Raw genomic sequence first — 19,345 nt, 5'->3', positions numbered from 1 at the left:
TTAGTAGAAAAGCTCATAATAATTTACGGATAAGATTTTCTTTTTTGTATAAACAAGACAATAATAGTTGATAATTAGTAGAGTTATTCAGGATAATCTACGCACCTAATATTGTACTCAACTGAAAATCATTGCTCAAAACTACATCGCTAGAGCTGTGGCTGATTGAAGGTGATACCATTCGATTATATGATCGATTAATTCCCATTGACCTAGCTTAATATTTGCCAGGCTTTAGAAGGCTTTGCCACATTATGTTGTATACCGAAATACCAACTTGTCGCCCTGTAACACCATTGCTTGATGGTATTGACCATCCACAGCAATTACGTTTACTCGCGCAAAGCCAATTAGAAAAGTTGGCAGATGAGTTACGTCAGTACATTTTGTACGCAACAGGACAAAGTGGTGGTCACTTTGGCGCAAACCTTGGTGTTATTGAACTTACAGTTGCTTTACATTATTGCTTCAACACGCCTAAAGATCGTTTAATTTGGGATGTTGGTCATCAAGCTTATCCGCATAAAGCATTAACGGGGCGTCGTGAAGAACTTACAACAATACGCTCTAAAGATGGTTTAGCCGCTTTTCCTGCGCGTGAAGAATCTGTATTCGATACATTTGGTGTGGGGCATTCATCTACTGCTATTTCAGCAGGTTTAGGTATGTCTTTAGCACGTCGTTATCAAAAAGATCCATGTGAAGTTGTTGCTATTATTGGTGATGGTGCGATGACAGCAGGCATGGCTTTTGAAGCGATGAATGATGCAGTCGCGCACAATGCAGATCTTATGGTTGTTTTAAATGACAACGATATGTCAATTTCATGTAGTACAGGTGGTTTTGCTAAGCACTTAGCTGCTATTTGGGAACGTGGCGAATCTGTCAACATTACAGAGGAAGGCGAGGCATTTATTCAGTCACATCCAGAGTGGACTTACAACTCTCGTTTACATGAATCGGCAACCGATGCAGCAGATAACTTGTTTAAAGCGATTGGTTTCGATTATTTTGGCCCTTTCGATGGACACGATGTTAACCAATTGGTTCAAGTGTTTAATGCGCTTAAAAAACGTAAAGGTCCACGTTTAGTTCATATTTATACCGTGAAAGGTAAAGGTTTTGCTCCAGCAGAATCTGACCAAATTAAATATCACGCTATTTCAAAAGTTAATTCAGTCGCTTCAACTGTAAAAGCACCTAAATACTCAGATGTATTTGGTCAGTGGCTTTGCGATGAAGCTCAACAAGATCATCGTTTGTTAGCAATTACTCCTGCCATGTGCGAAGGCTCAGGCATGGTTAAGTTTGCCAAAGAATTTCCTGAACGGTTTTTTGATGTTGCAATTGCAGAACAGCATGCAGTGACTTTAGCTGCAGGTATGGCATGTGAAGGTCTAAAACCGGTTGTTGCGATTTATTCAACATTCTTACAACGTGGTTATGATCAGCTTGTACATGATGTTGCATTACAGAATTTAGACGTTACTTTTGGTATTGATCGTGCTGGTTTGGTGGGCGAAGATGGCCCAACACATGCTGGTGCGTACGATTATGCATATATGCGCACCATACCAAATATTGTGATTATGGCGCCTAAAGACGAAAACGAATGTCGTCAAATGTTACATACTGCATATCAGCACAAAGGGCCTGCCGCTGTTCGTTATCCACGAGGTGTAGGTCTTGGTGTTGAAATTCAACAAGTCATGACTGCTTTGGAAATTGGTAAGGCTGAAATTCTGACAACATTGAATGATCAGTATGATGAGTATGTTTCAATTCTAGCTTTTGGTAGTCGTGTTCAAGCCGCTTTAGATGCAGCAGAAGTCATAGCCGAAAATAATGAAATTGCAGTACGTGTAGTAAATATGCGTTTTGTAAAACCATTAGATGAAGCACTAATTAATGCTATTGCAGAAAGCACATCATTATTTGTGACTGTTGAAGAACATGCTGTTATGGGTGGGGCGGGTAGTGCTGTAAATGAATATCTTGCAAAAGCAAGTATTGTTAAGCCAATTTTAAACTTAGGCTTAGATGATACATTCATGCACCAAGCAACACATGAACAGATGTTACAACAAGCTGGGCTCGATGAAAAAGGTATAGAAGCCTCTATTCAACAGGCTTTGCAAAGAATTACAACGACCGTTTCATTGTAATATTTAAAATTTAGCAACATTTTTTCAACATAAAAGCGCTTATCTTTGTTAAGATATAGGCGCTTTTATGCATTATTCTTTATCAGTATCTTCAAATTTGTAGTGGGTGTTCAATGGAACCTATGGTGGTTATGGCTGCGCGTGCGGCTCAATTAGTTGGTCAAGAGCTTTTAAAAGCGCATCAAAATCGTCATAAACTCGATCTACAAGTCGAAGAAAAAGGGATTGATGGTCCTGTAACGCGTGTAGACCGTTACTTGGAACAATTGGCTATCGATACTCTACGTAAAAGCTATAAAAACCACAGCTTCCTTGGTGAAGAGTTTGGTTATCAAGAAGGTAAAGGTCACGATGCTGAATGGTGTTGGGTGATCGATCCACTTGATGGCACACTAAACTTCATTAATGGTGTTCCTCATTTCTGTATTTCAATTGCAGTTCAACATAAAGGCGTAACTCAACACGGTGTTATTTATGACCCTGTGAAAGATGAGCTGTTCTCTGCAAGTCGTGGTCGTGGCGCAATGCTGAACCAACGTCGTATTCGTGTAAATGTAAAAGATAGCTTAAACAACACATTCTTATCTGTTGGTCATGCGTTCCGTAAAGTGCGTAATGGTGAAGTTGTTTCTTATGCGAAAAATCATTTTGATGCATTGTTAAATGTAACTGAAGCTGGCGCACAATTCCGTCGTTCAGGTTCTGCTGCATTAGATCTTGCATACGTTGCAGCGGGTCGTTTCGATGGTTACTTCGAACTTGGTTTAAAACCATGGGATATCGCAGCAGGTGAGTTAATTGTTAAAGAAGCTGGTGGTACTGTAGTCGATGCACGTGGTGGTAGCGAATCTATGGAAAATGGTCAAGTACTTGCTTGTTCTATGAAAATGCTTAAGCCTCTTATGCAAGCAGTTGTTCCTGCTTGGGGCGATGCAGCTAAGTAATATAAGATTTAGCAATAGAACTTGAATATCGAGTTTTTGAAGATTTTAAAAAGCCCTCTTATTTAGAGGGCTTTTTATTTTTTAGAGTTTATGTGTTTTGTAGCCATTGCTTTAAGCGAACAGAAAAGATGATTAGAATTAAAAAATATTGAAAATCAAAGATTATCGATGCGATGTTGAGATCATAAAAAGGAATTGAAATTGACCGATTATATTCACTCTTTTGCACTTTTTTTTACTTTATTAAATCCGTTTATGATGAGTATTTATATGCTTGGACTCATCAAAAATTTAAGTGCATCTGTTTTTAATAAAGCACTTATTCAAGGTTCACTTATTTCCTATGTTGTATTTGTTTTGTTTGCATGGGGTGGGGAGGCTATTTTCTCACAATATCTACAAGTGCGTTTTGAAGCATTCCAAATTTTTGGCGGTATTATCTTCTTGGTAATAGGTTATCGCTTTGTTTTTGAAGGGGCAGATACCATTGGTGATATTCGAGGTGGTAATGCCGCTGGCATGATTGCTATGCCTTTTATGATTGGACCGGGAACAGTAAGTGCATCTGTTATTACTGGCTCTAAAATATCAGTACTTGGTTCAGCAGTGGTTATTGGTGCAACGCTATTATTAACGTGTAGTTTGTTAATGCTGATGAAATTTGCACATGATAATTTAAAAGTAAAACATGCAGATTATGTTGATCGTTATGTCGATATTGTGGGGCGAATTGCTGCTTTACTTGTAGGAACTATTGCAATAAATATGATTATTAATGGTGTAATTGGATTGATTCTAGACTTCTAGATTGTATGTTTTTTGTTATACATCAGTCTTATTTATCATTAAAATTAGTTTAGCTGACTAAAATAGGTGACATTTAAAAAAACTCTGTTATACTCCGCGCACGCACTTATTTTTCGTTCATTACCTGAACATTTCTCTTCAAATCATTGTGTATGCGCGTGCGGTCCAATTAGAGGACGATATCTCGCGCCCCAATCGCTTTAGCGATTCCTTCAGGTTAATAAGCCGTTATCAAGCGTGCGTTATATCACATCGTCGTTACTCGGATCGCCGCTGAATCTTAGATTGTCAGCGTTTATTGCTGTACCGCTTTTTGCCGATGTCCATCTGACTTATTTTAATGGAGCACCCAATTTTCGGGTGAAATACTCTATGAGCAAAACTTTTGCTGATTTTCCTTTACATGAATCGTTACAACAGGGTTTACAAGCATTAGGCTTCACATCGCCTACACCTGTTCAAGAGCAATCGATTCCTGCTGCTTTAGAAGGTAAAGACCTTCTTGTATCTAGCCAAACTGGTTCTGGTAAAACTGCTGCGTTTCTTCTCCCTACATTAAACGCATTAGCTTCAGAAGATGCTTTAGTTCCTTTCAAAGAACGCATGAAAGCAGTAACTCAACCAAATATTTTGGTTCTTTGCCCAACACGTGAATTGGCTCAACAAGTTAGCCAAGACGCAATTGCATTTGTACGTCACATGAAAGGTGTTCGTATTGCTGCAATTATGGGTGGTATGCCTTTCGGTAAACAAATCCAACAATTAAAAGGCGCGCAAGTTGTTGTAGCAACTCCTGGTCGTTTACTTGACTTGGTAAACCGTCGTCAAATTAAATTAGACAAAGTTGACGCGTTAATTGTTGATGAAGCTGACCGTATGCTTGACTTAGGTTTCTCTGAAGACCTAGAAGCAATCAGTGATTTAGCTGCTAACCGTAAACAAACATTAATGTTCTCTGCAACTTTTGCTGGTCGTATTATCAGCCTTGCAGAACGCATGATGAATGATCCACAACGTATTGCGATCGAAACTGGTCACTCTACAAATACAGACATCACTCAAACTTTGCATTGGACTGATGGCTTTGAACACAAGAAAAAATTACTTACTCATTGGTTAAACGAAGAAGACGTTGATCAAGCAGTAGTATTTGCTTCTACTCAAGAAGATACAGATATGTTGGCTGAAGAACTTGCTGAAGCAGGTTTATCAGTTGTTGCGCTTCATGGTGCTATGCCACAAACTGTTCGTAACCGTCGTTTACGTAGCATCCGTGAAGGTCGTGCTAAGATTTTAGTTGCAACAGACGTTGCTGCTCGTGGTCTTGACGTACCAACAATTTCACACGTAATTAACTTTGGTCTTCCAATGAAGAACGAAGATTATGTACACCGTATTGGTCGTACAGGTCGTGCAGGTCGTACTGGTAAAGCAATTACACTTGCAACTTACCGTGAACGTGGCAAGATCCGTGCTTTAGAAGACTTCTTAGATGCTCGTTTAAATGTATCTGAAATTGAAGGTCTTGAGCCATCTCCACCTCCTGCTCGTGGTAGCCGTGATGGTGCTGGTCGTGGTCGTGGCGGTCGTCGTGATGGCGGTCGTGGTGGCTTCGGTGGTGGTCGTCGTTTTGAAGGCGAAAGCAACTTCAAACGCCGTGAAGGTGGTGATGATCGTCCACGTCGTTCATTTGGCGAAGATCGTCCACGTCGTGAAGGTGGTTTTGAAGACCGTCCACGTCGCGAATTTAACAACGATCGTCCACGTCGTGAAGGCGGTTTTGAAGATCGTCCACGTCGCGAATTTAACAATGATCGCCCACGTCGTGAAGGCGGTTTTGGTGATCGTCCGCAACGTTCATTCGATGATCGTCCACGTCGTGACTTTGGTGACCGTCCTCGTTCTAATGATGACAACCGTGGTAACCGTGTAGATTACAAACCTCGTGAAGGTGGTTTTGGTGATCGTCCAAAACGTGATTTTGGTGATCGTCCAGCTCCACGTCGTGAAGGCGGTTTCGGTGATCGTCCAAAACGTGATTTTGGTGATCGTCCAGCTCGTCGTGAAGGTGGTTTCGGTGATCGTCCACAACGTTCATTCGATGATCGTCCAAAGCGTTCATTTGGCGAAGATCGTCCACGTCGTAGTTTCGATGACAAACCACGTGGTGAGCGTACATTTGGTGAAGATCGTCCACGTCGTAAATTCAACGACTAAGACTAAATTCATAAAAAAGCCGATGGTTATCCATTGGCTTTTTTTTGTTTTTATTTTGCATAAATAATATGATAATGTACAATAAGTCACATAATATTTATTTTTTGATAATAACGGTGTTCAATACATTGAAAATAGTAAACCATGAAGGTGTGCAAGGAGTTTTTATGCCATACGTTGGTTTAGCTCTAGTTTTTTGTAATGTACTTTTTTTTCTATATACACATTTATCATAAATTTAAGAATTTATATTTATAATAAAACCTGAGCCAAAAATTATAAAACAGATCTAAAACATTCAGAGGTAACAATTTTATCTCTAATCATTTATATTATATGCGCTGAAAATACTTATTCGGGAAAAGCTCGGCTATGAATAATCAACAATCCCAAGAAGCTCACTCATTCATTAAAATAAGTGGTCTGAGTTTCAAGCGAGGGGAGCGTGTTATCTACGATAATATTGATATGAATATTCGTCGTGGCCAAATTACCGCAATTATGGGACCTTCTGGTACTGGTAAGACCACGTTGTTGCGTCTTATAGGTGGTCAACTTATTCCAGATTCGGGTGAAATATTATTAGACAATAAGAATATTGCAGAGATGTCTCGCCAAGAATTATTTGCTGCTCGTGCTCGCATGGGTATGCTTTTTCAAAGTGGTGCGCTTTTTACAGATATGTCTGTGTATGAAAATGTCGCTTTTCCAATACGTGCACATACAAAATTATCTGAACATCTTATTGCTGAAATTATTGCATTAAAATTAGAATCTGTTGGTTTGCGTGGGGCAGAAAAACTAATGCCATCGGAGTTGTCTGGTGGTATGAACAGACGTGTAGCTTTGGCTCGTGCAATTGCGCTTGACCCTGAATTAATTATGTATGATGAGCCTTTTGCTGGACAAGATCCGATCGTAAAAGGGGTGTTGACGCGCTTGATTCGTTCTTTACGTGAAGCTTTAGATTTAACGACTATTATTGTTTCGCATGATGTGGCGGAAACTTTATCTATAGCAGATTATATTTATGTTGTTGCGGAAGGTAAGGTTCAGGGTGAAGGGACACCTGAAGAATTAAAAAATCACTCATCACCATTTGTTCAGCAGTTTTTAACAGGGTCAATTGATGGTCCAGTTGATTATCAATTTAGTCATCAAGCATATTTAAGCAATGAGGTTGGTTCATGAATGCTATTGCCTTATTAGGTAGACGCGTTATTGAGCGTATGCGCGGAATTGGTGTTGCTACGCTTATGCTATTGCAAATTTTGGCATCATTACCAACATGGCAAGGTGTTAGGCTGTTCATATACCAAGTGTATCGTGTAGGCGTTTTGTCTCTGCTTATTATTGTTGTGTCTGGTTTATTTATTGGCGCTGTTTTAGGCTTACAGATGTATAGCATATTGGTCACTTTTGGTAGTGAAGCAATGTTGGGTACAGCTGTAGCACTGACATTACTTCGAGAGCTTGCGCCTGTTGTTGCTGCATTATTGTTTGCAGGGCGTGCGGGTTCTGCACTGACCGCTGAAATTGGTCTAATGAAGGCTACAGAGCAATTGTCTAGTATGGAAATGATAGGTGTAGATCCACTTAAACGTGTGATTTCACCGCGTTTATGGGCAGGTATTTTTAGTTTACCAATGCTCTCTGTCATTTTTGCTGCTGTTGGTATTATGGGCGGTAAAATGGTGGGCGTAGATTTTCTAGGTGCAGATGAAGGTTCTTATTGGAGCGGCATAGAAAGTAGTGTGCAATTCTATAAGGATGTTTTAAATGGCACTATTCTTAAAAGTTTTGTTTTTGCATTAATTTGTACATGGATTGCGGTTTATCAGGGTTATGCTTGTGAACCAACATCTGAAGGTATTGCAACTTCTACAACGCGCACAGTGGTGTATTCATCACTTTGTGTTTTAGGTTTTGATTTCGTGTTGACTGCGGTCATGTTCGGAGGTGTTTAATGAAGTCACGTACTAGTGAGCTGGCAGTCGGCGTATTTGTAATTCTTTTTGGAATTGCACTCTTTTTCTTGGCAATGCGTGTAAGTGGTTTAGTTGGCACGAATATGAGTGACAGTTATAAGATGACTGCAACCTTTGATAATATAAATGGTATTAAGCCTCGCGCAAAAGTTGCATTAAGCGGTGTGAAAGTAGGGCAGGTCGATTCAATTACATTAGATCCTGTTACACGTTTGGCAACTGTTCACATGACATTAGATGGCACTTTAACGTCATTTAATGCGAAACAATTGAAACAAGTACAAGATGAAGCATTGGAAGAGCTTCGTTATAGTTCTGATTATGAAGCAGCATCGAAAACAGAACAAAAAAATATGGAAAAGCAACTTCTTGATAACATGAAATCCATCACCAATATTGATGATGATGCTTATCTTATGGTGGCAACCAATGGTTTATTAGGTGAAAAGTACTTAAAAATTGTACCAGGTGGTGGTCTAAACTATTTAAAACGTGGTGAGCAAATTTCTAATACTCAAAGCACAATGGAAATTGAAGATTTGATTTCTAAATTTGTGACTGGTGGTGCTGGTGAAAGCAAAGCAAAAGATGGTGATGATGCGACAAGTACATCATCAGATACAGCCAATGCTGAACCATCATTTGTTGAATAAGTAATTTTGGAGAAGTTAGAATGAATATTTTGATTAAGCAAACTTTTGCGGCAACAATATTAACAACGATGGTGGCATCAGCAACGATTGCTGCCCCAAGTGAAACACCTCCTGCATTTGTAAAAAAAGTCGCTGATGGTTTAATTGTACGTTTAAAAGCAGACAATGCTAAATTGAAAGCGAACCCAGCATTGGCTAAAACTATTGTTCGTCAAAACTTAGATCCGTATATCGATTCGCAAGCATTTACCCGTATTGTGATGGGAACTTATGCGACCAATCAATATAGTTCTGCAGCGCAACGTGCTCAGTTTGAGAAAAATTTCCGTGAAACTTTAATTGAAAACTACGGTTCAGCATTCGCAAAATTTTCAAATCAAACTTATACATTACGTCCTTATAAAGATACGGGTAGTAAAAATCCGGTTGTTACAATTGACTTTAACAACAAGGGTGAAAAAATTCCTGTATCTTTACAGTTGGTTGATAAAGGTAACCAGTGGAAAGTTCGTAATATCAACGTATCAGGTATCGACTTAGGCTTGCAGTTCCGTAATCAATTTGCTGCAACTGTAAAACGAAATGGCGGTAATTTAGATCAAGCGATTGCGAACTTTAAGCCAGATGCTGATGCTGCGGTAAACAAAAAATAATAGGTGAGTCGTGATTGAGCTTAAAAATCAGCAGTTGCTTGTTTCAGGTAAAATTGATTACGACAATGCTGAAGAATATTATCAAGAAGGATTGGCAATTCTTCAAACCAACATTCAATTTCCTGTTGTTGTAGACTTGTCGAAACTTGAGCATGGTAGTACTTTGGCTTTAGCAGTATTGGTGCGTTTGCTACGTCAGACACCAAATGCAAATGGCTTAAAGTTCAAATCTGTGTCAGCTAAAATGATGAAGATTATTCAAGCTTGTCATTTAGAAAATGACTTGCAGCTGCTAGATTAAGTTGAATCTGAATAAAAAAAGCACCGGAAGGTGCTTTTTTAGTTTTTAAATAGGTGTTTGCCAAATAAGGGGTGTTTCTTGTTTATTGATCTCTCCCTGACCCTCTCCTATAAGGAAGGGTAAACTAGAATTCTTAGATCCATTTTTTCCAGCGGAAGTAAATCATTGGTCCTACAAAGAATGCTAATAAAATTGCACTAACAACAATGAAGCTTGTGGTGCCATGAGCAAAAGGTAAGACTTCAGTATTCATACCATAAACACTTGCAACGAGCATTGGTGGTGCAAGCATACTTGGTAAAATAGAGAATCGACGGATCGTGTCATTTTGCTCGGTATTAATGAATCCAGATGTTGTATCAAGTAAGAATCGAACCTTTTGGAACAAGAAGGCATCGTGTTCTACAAGAGATCGTACATCTTCGCTTAATTCTCGAATATCAGCATCATATATGTGACTACCTAAGGCACGTGGACGTGCTAAGAAGGTTAGTACACGACGTAAATCGATCAAACATAATTGAGCTTTTCCGAGCATGTCTTCTAAGTGAGCCAGTCGGGTAATCATGTCATCTAGATCGAGTATTTGTTCTCGGTGACGGTTGTTTAGTACTTCAGTGGAGTATTTTTCTAAGTCTTTGTGGATATCTTCTAGAATATCCGCAAGTTCATCTAACTTAGCTTCTAATAAACCTAAAAGTACCCAAGTTGGATCTTTATAATCAATTTCATAATCATTACGACGAGCACGTGCACGGAAAGCACGGAAAGCAACAAGCTTTTCACCACGTAAGGTAAATAGGCGCTCTTTATGTAAAATGAATGCAACAGTTTGTACGGTGGCTAAAATACTTGAATTATCTTCAGATTCGCTATCGCCTGGAAAATTCTTATTTTTCGTTAAAAAGTAGGTGCTGATATGGAGAATGCCGTCATCATCACGATAGAAGCGAGCAGATGATGAAATATCTTCAAGTGATTTTAACGTTGGTAAATCTTGATTGTATGCATCTAGTACCCATTGTTGTTCTTCTTGAGAAGGTGCAATAAGATCAATCCAGACGAGTTCGGGATGTAAATCGAAACCGCCATTGATGGTGGCATCTTCTAAACTACCGCGCTCGGTAGGGTAAAAGGCTTCAAGCATTCGTCTTTTCTCCTTTGCGCAGTATCCATATTTATGATGCGTGTATTTTAGACAAGGTTCTAATGAAAAGCACGGTCCAAATTGTGATTTTAATTAAAAAAAGTTTCTATACGTTATTTTATTGTATTTGAACATGTTAACTAGGTGAAAAAATGACAAATTCTATTGCTGTCTTTTGTGGTTCGGCATTGGGAACAGACGAGATTTATGTAAAAACAGCACAAGAACTAGGGAAGGCAATTGCACAGCAGGGTAAAACTTTAGTTTATGGTGGTGGTAAATCGGGCTTAATGGGTGTAGTTGCTGATAGTGCTTTAGATGCTGGTGGTAAAGTGATTGGTGTGATTCCTGAGGTTTTGGTGAATAAAGAACTTGCACATACAGGTTTAACCGAATTGTATGTGGTGAAAGACATGCATGAGCGTAAAACAAAAATGTCTGAATTGTCTGATGCATTTATTGCAATGCCAGGTGGTTCTGGAACATTAGAAGAAATTTTTGAGCAGTGGACTTGGGCTCAATTAGGTATTCATTTAAAAGCATGTGCATTTTTAAATGTAGATGGTTTTTATGATGATCTGATTAAATTTATTGAAGTTACCACGCAAAAAGGGTTTACTCATGAGCGTTTTAATGATGCCTTGATTTCATCTGCATCGGTGAAAGATATCCTTATTCAAATAGATCAATTTGTTGCACCTGAACCGAAATGGGGAATGGTGGAACGCCCACAGGAAATAAAGTAAAAATGAAGTTAATTACGGTTGCCGCTGCCATTATTTTAAATGAACAACAGCAACTACTTGTGGTACGTAAAAAGAATACTGCCTTTTTTATGCAAGTGGGTGGAAAGCTTGAACCAAATGAATTGCCTGAGGTAACCATGCTTCGTGAAATTCAGGAGGAAATTGGCTGTGTGGCACAGATAGAACAATTTATTGGTCGTTTTGAAACAAAGGCGGCAAATGAGCCAGATTATCAATTGGTAAGTTATGTGTATCACGTGAAATTGAATCAAACGCCAAAAATAGATGCTGAAATTGCAGAAATGAAGTGGATTGATTTGGATGATACAGACACTCAACTTGCACCATTAACGCAAGAGGTTGCTTTACCTTGGGTAAGGCATTATTTGACATCTTTGGCTTAAAATAAAAAGGAAAGTTGGTACTTTCCTTTTTTGTTAGACAGTACTTTAACTTTAATGCTCTGCGCTTGCTAAACAAGTTGCATAAATTTTAGTACAGCCGAGCTCTTCAAGTTTGAGTTTTAAAGCATGAATCGAGCTTCCTGTTGTTACGACATCATCAAGAATTAAAATGCGTTTAAATTTTTTCGTATTTGCTAGATCTATCTCGAATTGTTCATTGATGTTTTCTAGTCGCTCAAGTCGAGTCAATCCTTTTGTGAGTGTTCAGCACGACGGACAATGGGTTGCCAGATTGGAATATTTAAGTGTTTTGCTAACTGCTCGGCAAGTAGGTAGCTTTGATTAAAACCACGTTCAATTAAGCGAACCTCCGAAATGGGCATAGGCACAATAGCTTGTACTTTTGAAAAGCGTAAAGTTGTCAATAAGCCTGCCAAAATGAGTTGAAAACTCAATTGATGTTCGTATTTGAATTTTTGAATAATTCGATCAATGGGATAAGCATAGTGGCAAGCAACTTGAATTTCCATTTCTTGGCGTATGATGTTTTGTTTTAGCCAAGGTAAGTTCTGCCAACAATCAGCACATAGTGAATGCTGTATTTGATGATCTACACCACATAACTGGCATGCGGTGAATGATCTTAATTGCCTTGTTATTGGTTTTATAAAATTAAACATAAGCATACCTTGGAGCTTCGGGCAACCAACGCTTCAGTAAGGCTTCTGCTTGAGTTGGATAGTCTTTTAATATTTGTTGTGCGACATAATGTGCCTGATTCAGTAAGTGATCGTCACGTTCTAATTTAGCAACACGAAAACCCATATCTCCTGTTTGTTTTGTACCAAGTAACTCTCCTGGACCACGAATTTCTAAATCTTTTTCTGCAATTAAAAAGCCGTCATTGGTTTCACGCATAATACGTAAGCGTTCTTGGCCATTTTGTGAGAGTGGGTTTTTATAAAGTAAGGCACAGAAGCTGGCTTTTGCCCCTCGACCAACTCGACCACGTAACTGGTGAAGTTGAGATAAACCAAGACGCTCGGCATTTTCAATAACCATGATAGAAGCATTTGGCACATCGACACCAACTTCAATAACAGTGGTGGCAATAAGCAGTTGTAATTCATTGTTTTTGAATTGTTGCATGACGATTTGCTTTTCATCGGCTTTCATTTTGCCATGAACTAAACCAATATTTAGATGCGAAAAGCGTTCTTTAATTTCTTGATACGTTGCTTCAGCTGCCTGAGCATCTAAAGTTTCAGATTGCTCTACGAGCGTACAGACCCAATAGGCTTGTTTATCTTCAGCACAATTGGTCGCAATGCGATTGAGCACTTCCTCACGTCTGTCGAGTGGAATTGTCACGGTTTGAATAGGTGTTCGACCTGGAGGCAATTCATCAATCACAGAGGTATCTAAATCACCATAAGCAGACATGGCAAGCGTACGAGGAATAGGGGTGGCTGTCATGACCAGTTGATGCGGTGTCATACCATCTAGGCCTTTATTGCGTAAGGCAAGGCGTTGATCGACACCAAAGCGATGTTGTTCATCGATAATGACTAAGCCTAATTTGGCAAAGGCAACATTGTCTTGGAAAAGTGCATGTGTTCCGACTACTAAATTGGCTGAACCATCTTGAATAATTTGTTCTGCTGTTGCTCGAGCTTTACCTTTTTGCTTACCTGAAAGCCAAGAGACTGTTAAGCCCAAAGGTTCAAACCATTTTTTGAAGTTTAGATAATGCTGTTCTGCTAAAATTTCTGTAGGTGCCATTAAGGCAACTTGCCAGCCTTCTTCTAAAGCATGACAAGCAGCAACACCTGCAACCAATGTTTTACCTGCACCTACATCGCCCTGAACTAAGCGAAGCATTGGTTTGTTAAGCTGTAAATCATCTGCTATTTCTTTAGAAACACGCTTTTGTGCACCTGTCATTTCAAAAGGTAAAGTTGCTAATAATACCTTTGCATATTTTTTACTTGGTGCAAAAGAGGGAGCTTCAATTTGCTGAATATAGGCACGTCTGGTAAGTAAACTGACTTGGTGTGCAACGAGTTCTTCAAAAATTAAGCGCTGTTGTGCAGGGTGAGTGCCTTGCGCCAACTGAACCATATTGGCATCTATAGGCGGGTGATGAATATAATCCAGAGCTTCTTTTAAGGCATAGCCATTAGTAAATTTTTTAGGTAAAAGCTCAGGTAAATCATCGCTATGTTGTAGTAGTGCTTGTTTTATATATTCACGTAATTTGGGCTGAGTTAAGCCTTCGGTGCTTGGGTAAATTGCCGTGAGTTGAGTTTGAGGAAGAGGGGTGTGCTCACTTATCACTTGTATTTCGGGATGATAAAGCTCTAATCCTCGTGCACCAACACGAACCTCACCAAATATTCGTAAACGATTACCAACTTTGGCGCGATCCGTAATACCTTTATAAACATGATAAAAACGCAAAGTGACTTTGCCAAAATCATCATCGAGTAAAACCGCCATAGATTTGCGTTTGCCCGGTGGGAAATCTACGCCTTTGACAATGCCTTCAAGTAAGTAGCTTCTACCTACGATCAATTGGTTCATAGGAATGATCGTGCTACGATCTTCATAGTCACGGGGAAGATGAAACAGCAAATCATCTGTATTAAAGATATTTAGCTTTTCTAGTAAAGCGGCAGAGGCATTTCCTACGCCCTGCAATTGGTGGACTGTGGCCATGTCCTCTCAACTCAGTATGTGATTTGGTGCTAAATGCATATTTTATTTATAGGTTATGGTAAAACATCTCAGCGCGTTGCTAAACAACTATTTGCGCTTGATCATCAAATTACCACAATTAGTTCAAGTCCGAAAACAGATGAATATGCAACGCATCTTATTCAAGACATTCATCATCTTAATTTAAGCTCAATTAGACCTGTAGATTGTGTTTATATTCTATTAGCACCCAAGCAAAGCAATGTTGATGGATACAAAGATACTTATTTGAACTCTGCAGCTTCAATTATTCAGTCTTTAAAAGATCATCCCGTAAAGCGTGTAATTGTGGTGTCTTCTACACGAGTGTATGGTGAAAATGCAGGAGGAAGAGTAGATGATGAAACGTCAATTTTACCTCAAGATGAGCAAGGTGAAATTTTGGCTGAAATGGAACAAGTTTATTTAAATGCTTATGCTGCACGATGTACGATTATACGTCCGACAGGTATTTATAGTGGCTTATCTACACGGATGATAGGTCTTGCGGAAAAGGCAAAAACATATCCAAATATTCACTGGTCGAACCGTATTCATATAGATGATTTATCACGGTTCTTGTCGCACATGCTTCACGTGGAACATCTGAAGTCTAGCTATATTGTGACTAATAATAAGCCTGAACCATTACATGAAAAGCTTTTAAAAATTCAAAAAGAAAAGGGTTTTCCTGAGCTGGTTTTGGAAAGTCAGGTTGAAACTGGAAAACGAATTTTTGCGACACGAATGAATGAAATAGGATTTCAGTTGATACATTATTAGATGATCTACTGATATCAAAAAAGCCTCTCAATTGAGAGGCTTTTCTTTGGTTATTTTTTCTTACGCTTTTGGCGTTTTTTTGCTTGTTCAGCAGCTAAGGCATCCAATGCTTCTTTTAACTCTTCATCGGTAAATGAAGTAATGTGATGAAGCATTTGTAGGGTTACATCATCTAAAACAAGATTGGCATGCTTTGCCATATTTTTGAATTGTTCATCAAAGACAATAGCATTATTTTCATTTGTGCTGATATAACCTTTCTGAGTGAGGACTTTAATAAAGCTTTGGAAGAGTGCTTTATCGAAAAATTCAGGTGAGTTGAATTCATAAAGCACGGATAAACGCTGACCCACTAAATGACTAAGTTCTTCAACTTGGCGAGTTGAAATATTACCTGAACCACGTTGTGTGATTAAAGATAAGGTCATGTAGTAGCGTTCTAAGCTTTGCATGACAGGCGCTGCAAGTACAGTTAATTGGTTGTGGTCTTCAGTATTTGGTGCGGGTGAAACTAAATTACCTTCTGCATCTTTAGAAATGAGTTTGGCACTTAATAGGGCTTCAATATAAGCTTCAGTAGGTGTTTTAATTTCATCTTCATTCCATTTTAGGAATAATTCTGCTTTTAAGAAAGGATATAAAGTTTTAATTACATTGCACACATCTTTGGGTGCAATTGAACCATTATGGTTTACAAGAGCAGCAATTAAAGATGGTAAAACAAAGGCATGCAAAATGTTATTGCGGAAGTATGTCAATAAAACTGCTTGACCTTCTTCAATTGCAATAATATCGCCTAAAGCATGATTTACACGTTTAATGAGCTTGAGCTTTAAACCATAGGTAATAATTTCTTTGCCCGATAATGGCGTGACTTGAATGCGTTCATCGTATGGTAAAGATGCAAGCAAATTGCGGTAAGTATCAATTTGTTTTACGCAAATTTCTTCATCTAAGGTATGTTTTGGTGTTGCTAAAAGAATAAGAGATAATAGTGAGACAGGGTTAATCACCGCTGCACGGTTAATGTTCTCTAAAATAGTATGAGCAGAACTGTTGACTGCTTGTGATACTTCATCTGGAATAGCATCATCATTTTTCACAACGGTCACATTTTCCGCGTTGTGTTTTTTCAGCATGTCATCTAAGAAAACAGGCTCACCAAAGTTCACATGAACTTTACCGAATACTTTTTCGATTTTACGTAGGGTTTTAATAATCCCCATAATTGATTCAGATTCTTTTGCTTTACCATTCATTTCGCCTACGTAGGTTGAACCTTCCATTAAGCGTTCATAACCAATGTAGGTTGGAATAAATACAATAGGTTTAGAACGACCGCGTAAGTGGCTGTGTACAGTCATTGCGAGCATGCCTGTTTTGGGTGGCAAAATACGACCTGTACGTGAGCGACCGCCTTCAATGAAATATTCAAGTGGTGTGTTACGTGACAAAATACTATATAAATATTCTTTAAATACGGTGGTATATAAGCCATTCCCGCGGAATGAACGACGAATAAAGAATGCACCACCACCACGTAAAATTTGCCCTACAAATGGCATATTTAAGTTATCGCCTGCGGCAATATACGGCACCATTAAACCACGTTGATAAATTACATAAGACAGTAGTAAGTAGTCGATATGGCTACGATGACATGGCGTATAAACAATTTCATAATCTTTAGCTAATTCACGAACAGTGCTAAAGTTATGAACTTCTACACCATCATAGAGCTGCGTCCATAGGCGAGTAAGTGCCATAAAAGCAAAGCGCACTGTAGAATGTGAATAGTCAGATACAATCTCGTTTAAGCAGCCGACTGCACGGCGTTCTGCTTCAAGTAAGCTAATTTTACTTCGAATACTTTCACGACGAATTGCATCTTGAACATCGGGTGATTTGATGAGTGAGTGCATCACATTGCGGCGGTCTGATAAGTCAGGCCCTAATACAATTTCGCGTTGGTTATCTAAATAGTTATTTAAAGTATTTAAAATATAAGTTGCAGGTGAAATATTGGGGTGCGTAATTTTTGCAAACTGAATAAGCTGACGTAAAGATTGTGGTTCATGGAACTCTAGGTACGATTGACGACCGTGCATACCAATATTAATCAGCTGTTTAACAGTCCCAGGTGTAGACCATGTATCTGTCATTAATAGTTTTAATAAAGAATTTTCTTTATCGGGTGCACGCCCCCAAAGTAGGGTGACGGGAACTAAGTCAACGTCTGCATCTGGATATTTTTCTAATAATTCAACCAAGCTCAATAAACGAGGTGGTAGCTTATGTGCAGGTGGGTTTAATAAATTATTTTCGTCAGAATGTTGTAAGAAAAGGACAGACACTTTTTCTTTGTGATCTTTTATAATAAGTGGGTCTAAAGCAGGTGCTAATTTTAAGCGACGAGTTTCGCCATCGACCACTAATGCATTACTGCGAGAGTGATTTTGTAGAACATAACAAACCACTTTAGGTTGGTTGGTTACTTCATCTTGTTTTTCTGCAGTTTTAGATGCTACAGGAACTTCACCAAGAACTTGAGGAGATACCACGAGGTCAAGTAGCTTGCTAGAAAGCTTGCGATAAATTTGACCGAAGCCAGTCTTGGACATAAGAACTCCTATTTAAATGACCGTTACTACAGATATATTTTGCAGGATATTATTTTGAGCAATTGTAGTGAAAAACAACATGCCATTTCTAACAATATTCGTAAGTTCGAGCAATTTTACAGTTAAAAAGTATCTTTTTAGAAGGTTTATTCAAAAAAACTGACAACACTCGAGTCAGTAAAACTTTATTGCTTTGGTTGGTTTTATGGCAAAATACACTTCTGTTTTAGTTGTAACATACAATTAAAGCCTCATTTCATTGTGATCAAATCGATATAGGTTGTCCCCCCATGAATGCGTTAACTCAGGAATTGGTTGATTTACTTAGCCTTGAAAAGCTTGAAGAAAATATCTTCCGTGGTCAAAGTCGAAACTTGGTGGGCAAGCGTGTCTTCGGTGGGCAGGTTTTAGGTCAAGCCTTACGTGCTGCATCTTATACAACAGATCGACCTGCGCATTCTTTACATGCGTACTTTTTATTTGGTGGGGATGTTAATGCACCCATTATTTATGAGGTAGATCGTATTCGTGATGGGCGTAGCTTTGTAAGCCGTCAGGTGCGCGCAATTCAGCATGGTAAAACCATTTTTATGTGTATGGTGTCATTTGCAGAACAGGAAGAGGGTTTAAATTATCAAACTACAGAGCCTGATTATCCTGCACCTGAAACATTACAAACAGAAGCCGAATTAAAAACTCAAATTGTAGAATTTGTTCCTGAAAATGTGCGTGCAAGTTTTATGCGAGATCGACATGTAGAGCTTCGCCCTGTAATGCCAGTTAACCCATTTGCACCACATCCTGAAGCTCCAAATTATGCGCATTACATTCGTACGCACGATAAAATTGCTGAAAATGTAGATGAGATTTCATTACATCAAGCAATTGCTGCATTTTATTCAGACTTTACTTTGATGACAACGGCACTTCGTCCACATGGTTTAAGCTATTTGTCACCAAGTTTGCAGTGTGCAAGCATTGACCATGCGATGTATTTCCATAAACCATTTCGTGTAGATGAGTTTATGTTGTATGACATGGACGCAACGATAAGTGCAAGTTCACGAGGTTTGAATTTCGGTAGAATGTGGCAAAATGGTCAGTTGGTATGTAGTACGACACAAGAAGGCTTGATTCGTTTACGTGAAATCGAAGTTCAATAAACGTCAGGTCTAAAGTT

16 protein-coding genes and 1 pseudogene are annotated in these 19,345 nt (G+C 38.8%); 13 read left to right on the top strand and 4 right to left on the bottom strand.

Features of this window, described 5'->3' with window-relative positions:
- Positions 1-254 precede the first annotated feature (254 nt).
- The 9 genes from dxs (at position 255) to AC5YC8_RS02670 (ending at position 9,728) form a co-directional block, all read left to right on the top strand.
- A complete protein-coding gene (gene dxs / locus AC5YC8_RS02710) occupies positions 255-2,165 on the top strand; it encodes a 1-deoxy-D-xylulose-5-phosphate synthase (RefSeq protein ID WP_496163446.1) in 1,911 nt (636 codons plus the stop codon).
- Positions 2,166-2,278: 113 nt separating this feature from the next.
- Positions 2,279-3,109 (top strand): inositol monophosphatase family protein, encoded by an 831-nt coding sequence (locus AC5YC8_RS02705; RefSeq protein ID WP_496163445.1) that lies wholly within the window; start codon positions 2,279-2,281, stop codon positions 3,107-3,109.
- A gap of 201 nt (positions 3,110-3,310) precedes the next feature.
- The gene (locus AC5YC8_RS02700) at positions 3,311-3,916 is read left to right on the top strand and encodes a MarC family protein (RefSeq protein ID WP_496118363.1); all 606 of its coding nucleotides are present in this window, start codon (positions 3,311-3,313) and stop codon (positions 3,914-3,916) included.
- Between the two features lie 372 nt (positions 3,917-4,288).
- Complete coding sequence (locus AC5YC8_RS02695; RefSeq protein ID WP_496118362.1) at positions 4,289-6,133, top strand: DEAD/DEAH box helicase; 1,845 nt, start codon at positions 4,289-4,291, stop codon at positions 6,131-6,133.
- A 372-nt stretch (positions 6,134-6,505) separates the two neighbouring features.
- Positions 6,506-7,324: an ABC transporter ATP-binding protein gene (locus AC5YC8_RS02690; RefSeq protein ID WP_496118358.1), complete on the top strand. Its 819-nt coding sequence runs from the start codon at positions 6,506-6,508 to the stop codon at positions 7,322-7,324.
- Positions 7,321-8,100: a lipid asymmetry maintenance ABC transporter permease subunit MlaE gene (mlaE, locus tag AC5YC8_RS02685; RefSeq protein WP_496118354.1), complete on the top strand. Its 780-nt coding sequence runs from the start codon at positions 7,321-7,323 to the stop codon at positions 8,098-8,100. Before AC5YC8_RS02690 ends, mlaE begins: the two co-directional genes overlap by 4 nt.
- Complete coding sequence (mlaD, locus tag AC5YC8_RS02680) at positions 8,100-8,774, top strand: outer membrane lipid asymmetry maintenance protein MlaD (RefSeq protein WP_496118352.1); 675 nt, start codon at positions 8,100-8,102, stop codon at positions 8,772-8,774. Before mlaE ends, mlaD begins: the two co-directional genes overlap by 1 nt.
- 20 nt (positions 8,775-8,794) lie before the next feature.
- Positions 8,795-9,427, top strand: a complete 633-nt coding sequence (locus AC5YC8_RS02675) for an MlaC/ttg2D family ABC transporter substrate-binding protein (RefSeq protein WP_496118350.1) — start codon at positions 8,795-8,797, stop codon at positions 9,425-9,427.
- Positions 9,428-9,437: 10 nt separating this feature from the next.
- Entirely contained in the window at positions 9,438-9,728 is a 291-nt protein-coding gene (locus AC5YC8_RS02670; protein WP_496118348.1) for an STAS domain-containing protein, read from the top strand.
- Positions 9,729-9,861: 133 nt separating this feature from the next.
- On the opposite strand, the gene AC5YC8_RS02665 is transcribed toward AC5YC8_RS02670, so the two are convergent.
- Positions 9,862-10,875 (bottom strand): magnesium and cobalt transport protein CorA, encoded by a 1,014-nt coding sequence (locus tag AC5YC8_RS02665; RefSeq protein ID WP_496118346.1) that lies wholly within the window; start codon positions 10,873-10,875, stop codon positions 9,862-9,864.
- Between the two features lie 152 nt (positions 10,876-11,027).
- On the opposite strand from AC5YC8_RS02665, the gene AC5YC8_RS02660 reads away from it, so the two are divergent.
- Entirely contained in the window at positions 11,028-11,621 is a 594-nt protein-coding gene (locus AC5YC8_RS02660; protein WP_496163444.1) for an LOG family protein, read from the top strand.
- Between the two features lie 2 nt (positions 11,622-11,623).
- A complete protein-coding gene (locus AC5YC8_RS02655) occupies positions 11,624-12,025 on the top strand; it encodes an NUDIX hydrolase (protein ID WP_496163443.1) in 402 nt (133 codons plus the stop codon).
- 51 nt (positions 12,026-12,076) lie between these two features.
- Here AC5YC8_RS02655 and AC5YC8_RS02650 read toward each other — a convergent pair.
- A pseudogene (locus AC5YC8_RS02650) lies at positions 12,077-12,711 on the bottom strand (ComF family protein).
- Complete coding sequence (recG, locus tag AC5YC8_RS02645; RefSeq protein ID WP_496163442.1) at positions 12,698-14,743, bottom strand: ATP-dependent DNA helicase RecG; 2,046 nt, start codon at positions 14,741-14,743, stop codon at positions 12,698-12,700. The pseudogene AC5YC8_RS02650 and the gene recG overlap by 14 nt, the downstream one beginning before the upstream one ends.
- A 33-nt stretch (positions 14,744-14,776) precedes the next feature.
- On the opposite strand from recG, the gene AC5YC8_RS02640 reads away from it, so the two are divergent.
- A complete protein-coding gene (locus tag AC5YC8_RS02640; protein ID WP_496163441.1) occupies positions 14,777-15,544 on the top strand; it encodes an NAD(P)H-binding protein in 768 nt (255 codons plus the stop codon).
- 50 nt (positions 15,545-15,594) lie between these two features.
- Here the strand turns inward: AC5YC8_RS02640 and plsB are convergent, their stop codons facing one another.
- Positions 15,595-18,165 (bottom strand): glycerol-3-phosphate 1-O-acyltransferase PlsB, encoded by a 2,571-nt coding sequence (gene plsB / locus AC5YC8_RS02635; protein WP_496163440.1) that lies wholly within the window; start codon positions 18,163-18,165, stop codon positions 15,595-15,597.
- A 290-nt stretch (positions 18,166-18,455) separates the two neighbouring features.
- Here plsB and AC5YC8_RS02630 point away from each other — a divergent pair, with 290 nt between their 5' ends.
- A complete protein-coding gene (locus tag AC5YC8_RS02630; RefSeq protein WP_496118333.1) occupies positions 18,456-19,328 on the top strand; it encodes an acyl-CoA thioesterase in 873 nt (290 codons plus the stop codon).
- Positions 19,329-19,345 lie beyond the last annotated feature (17 nt).

It is taken from the genome of Acinetobacter sp. FY731 (assembly GCF_059515905.1).
The sequence above is the reverse complement of the archived record's forward strand: the minus strand, read 5'-3'. Positions and strand labels throughout refer to the sequence as shown.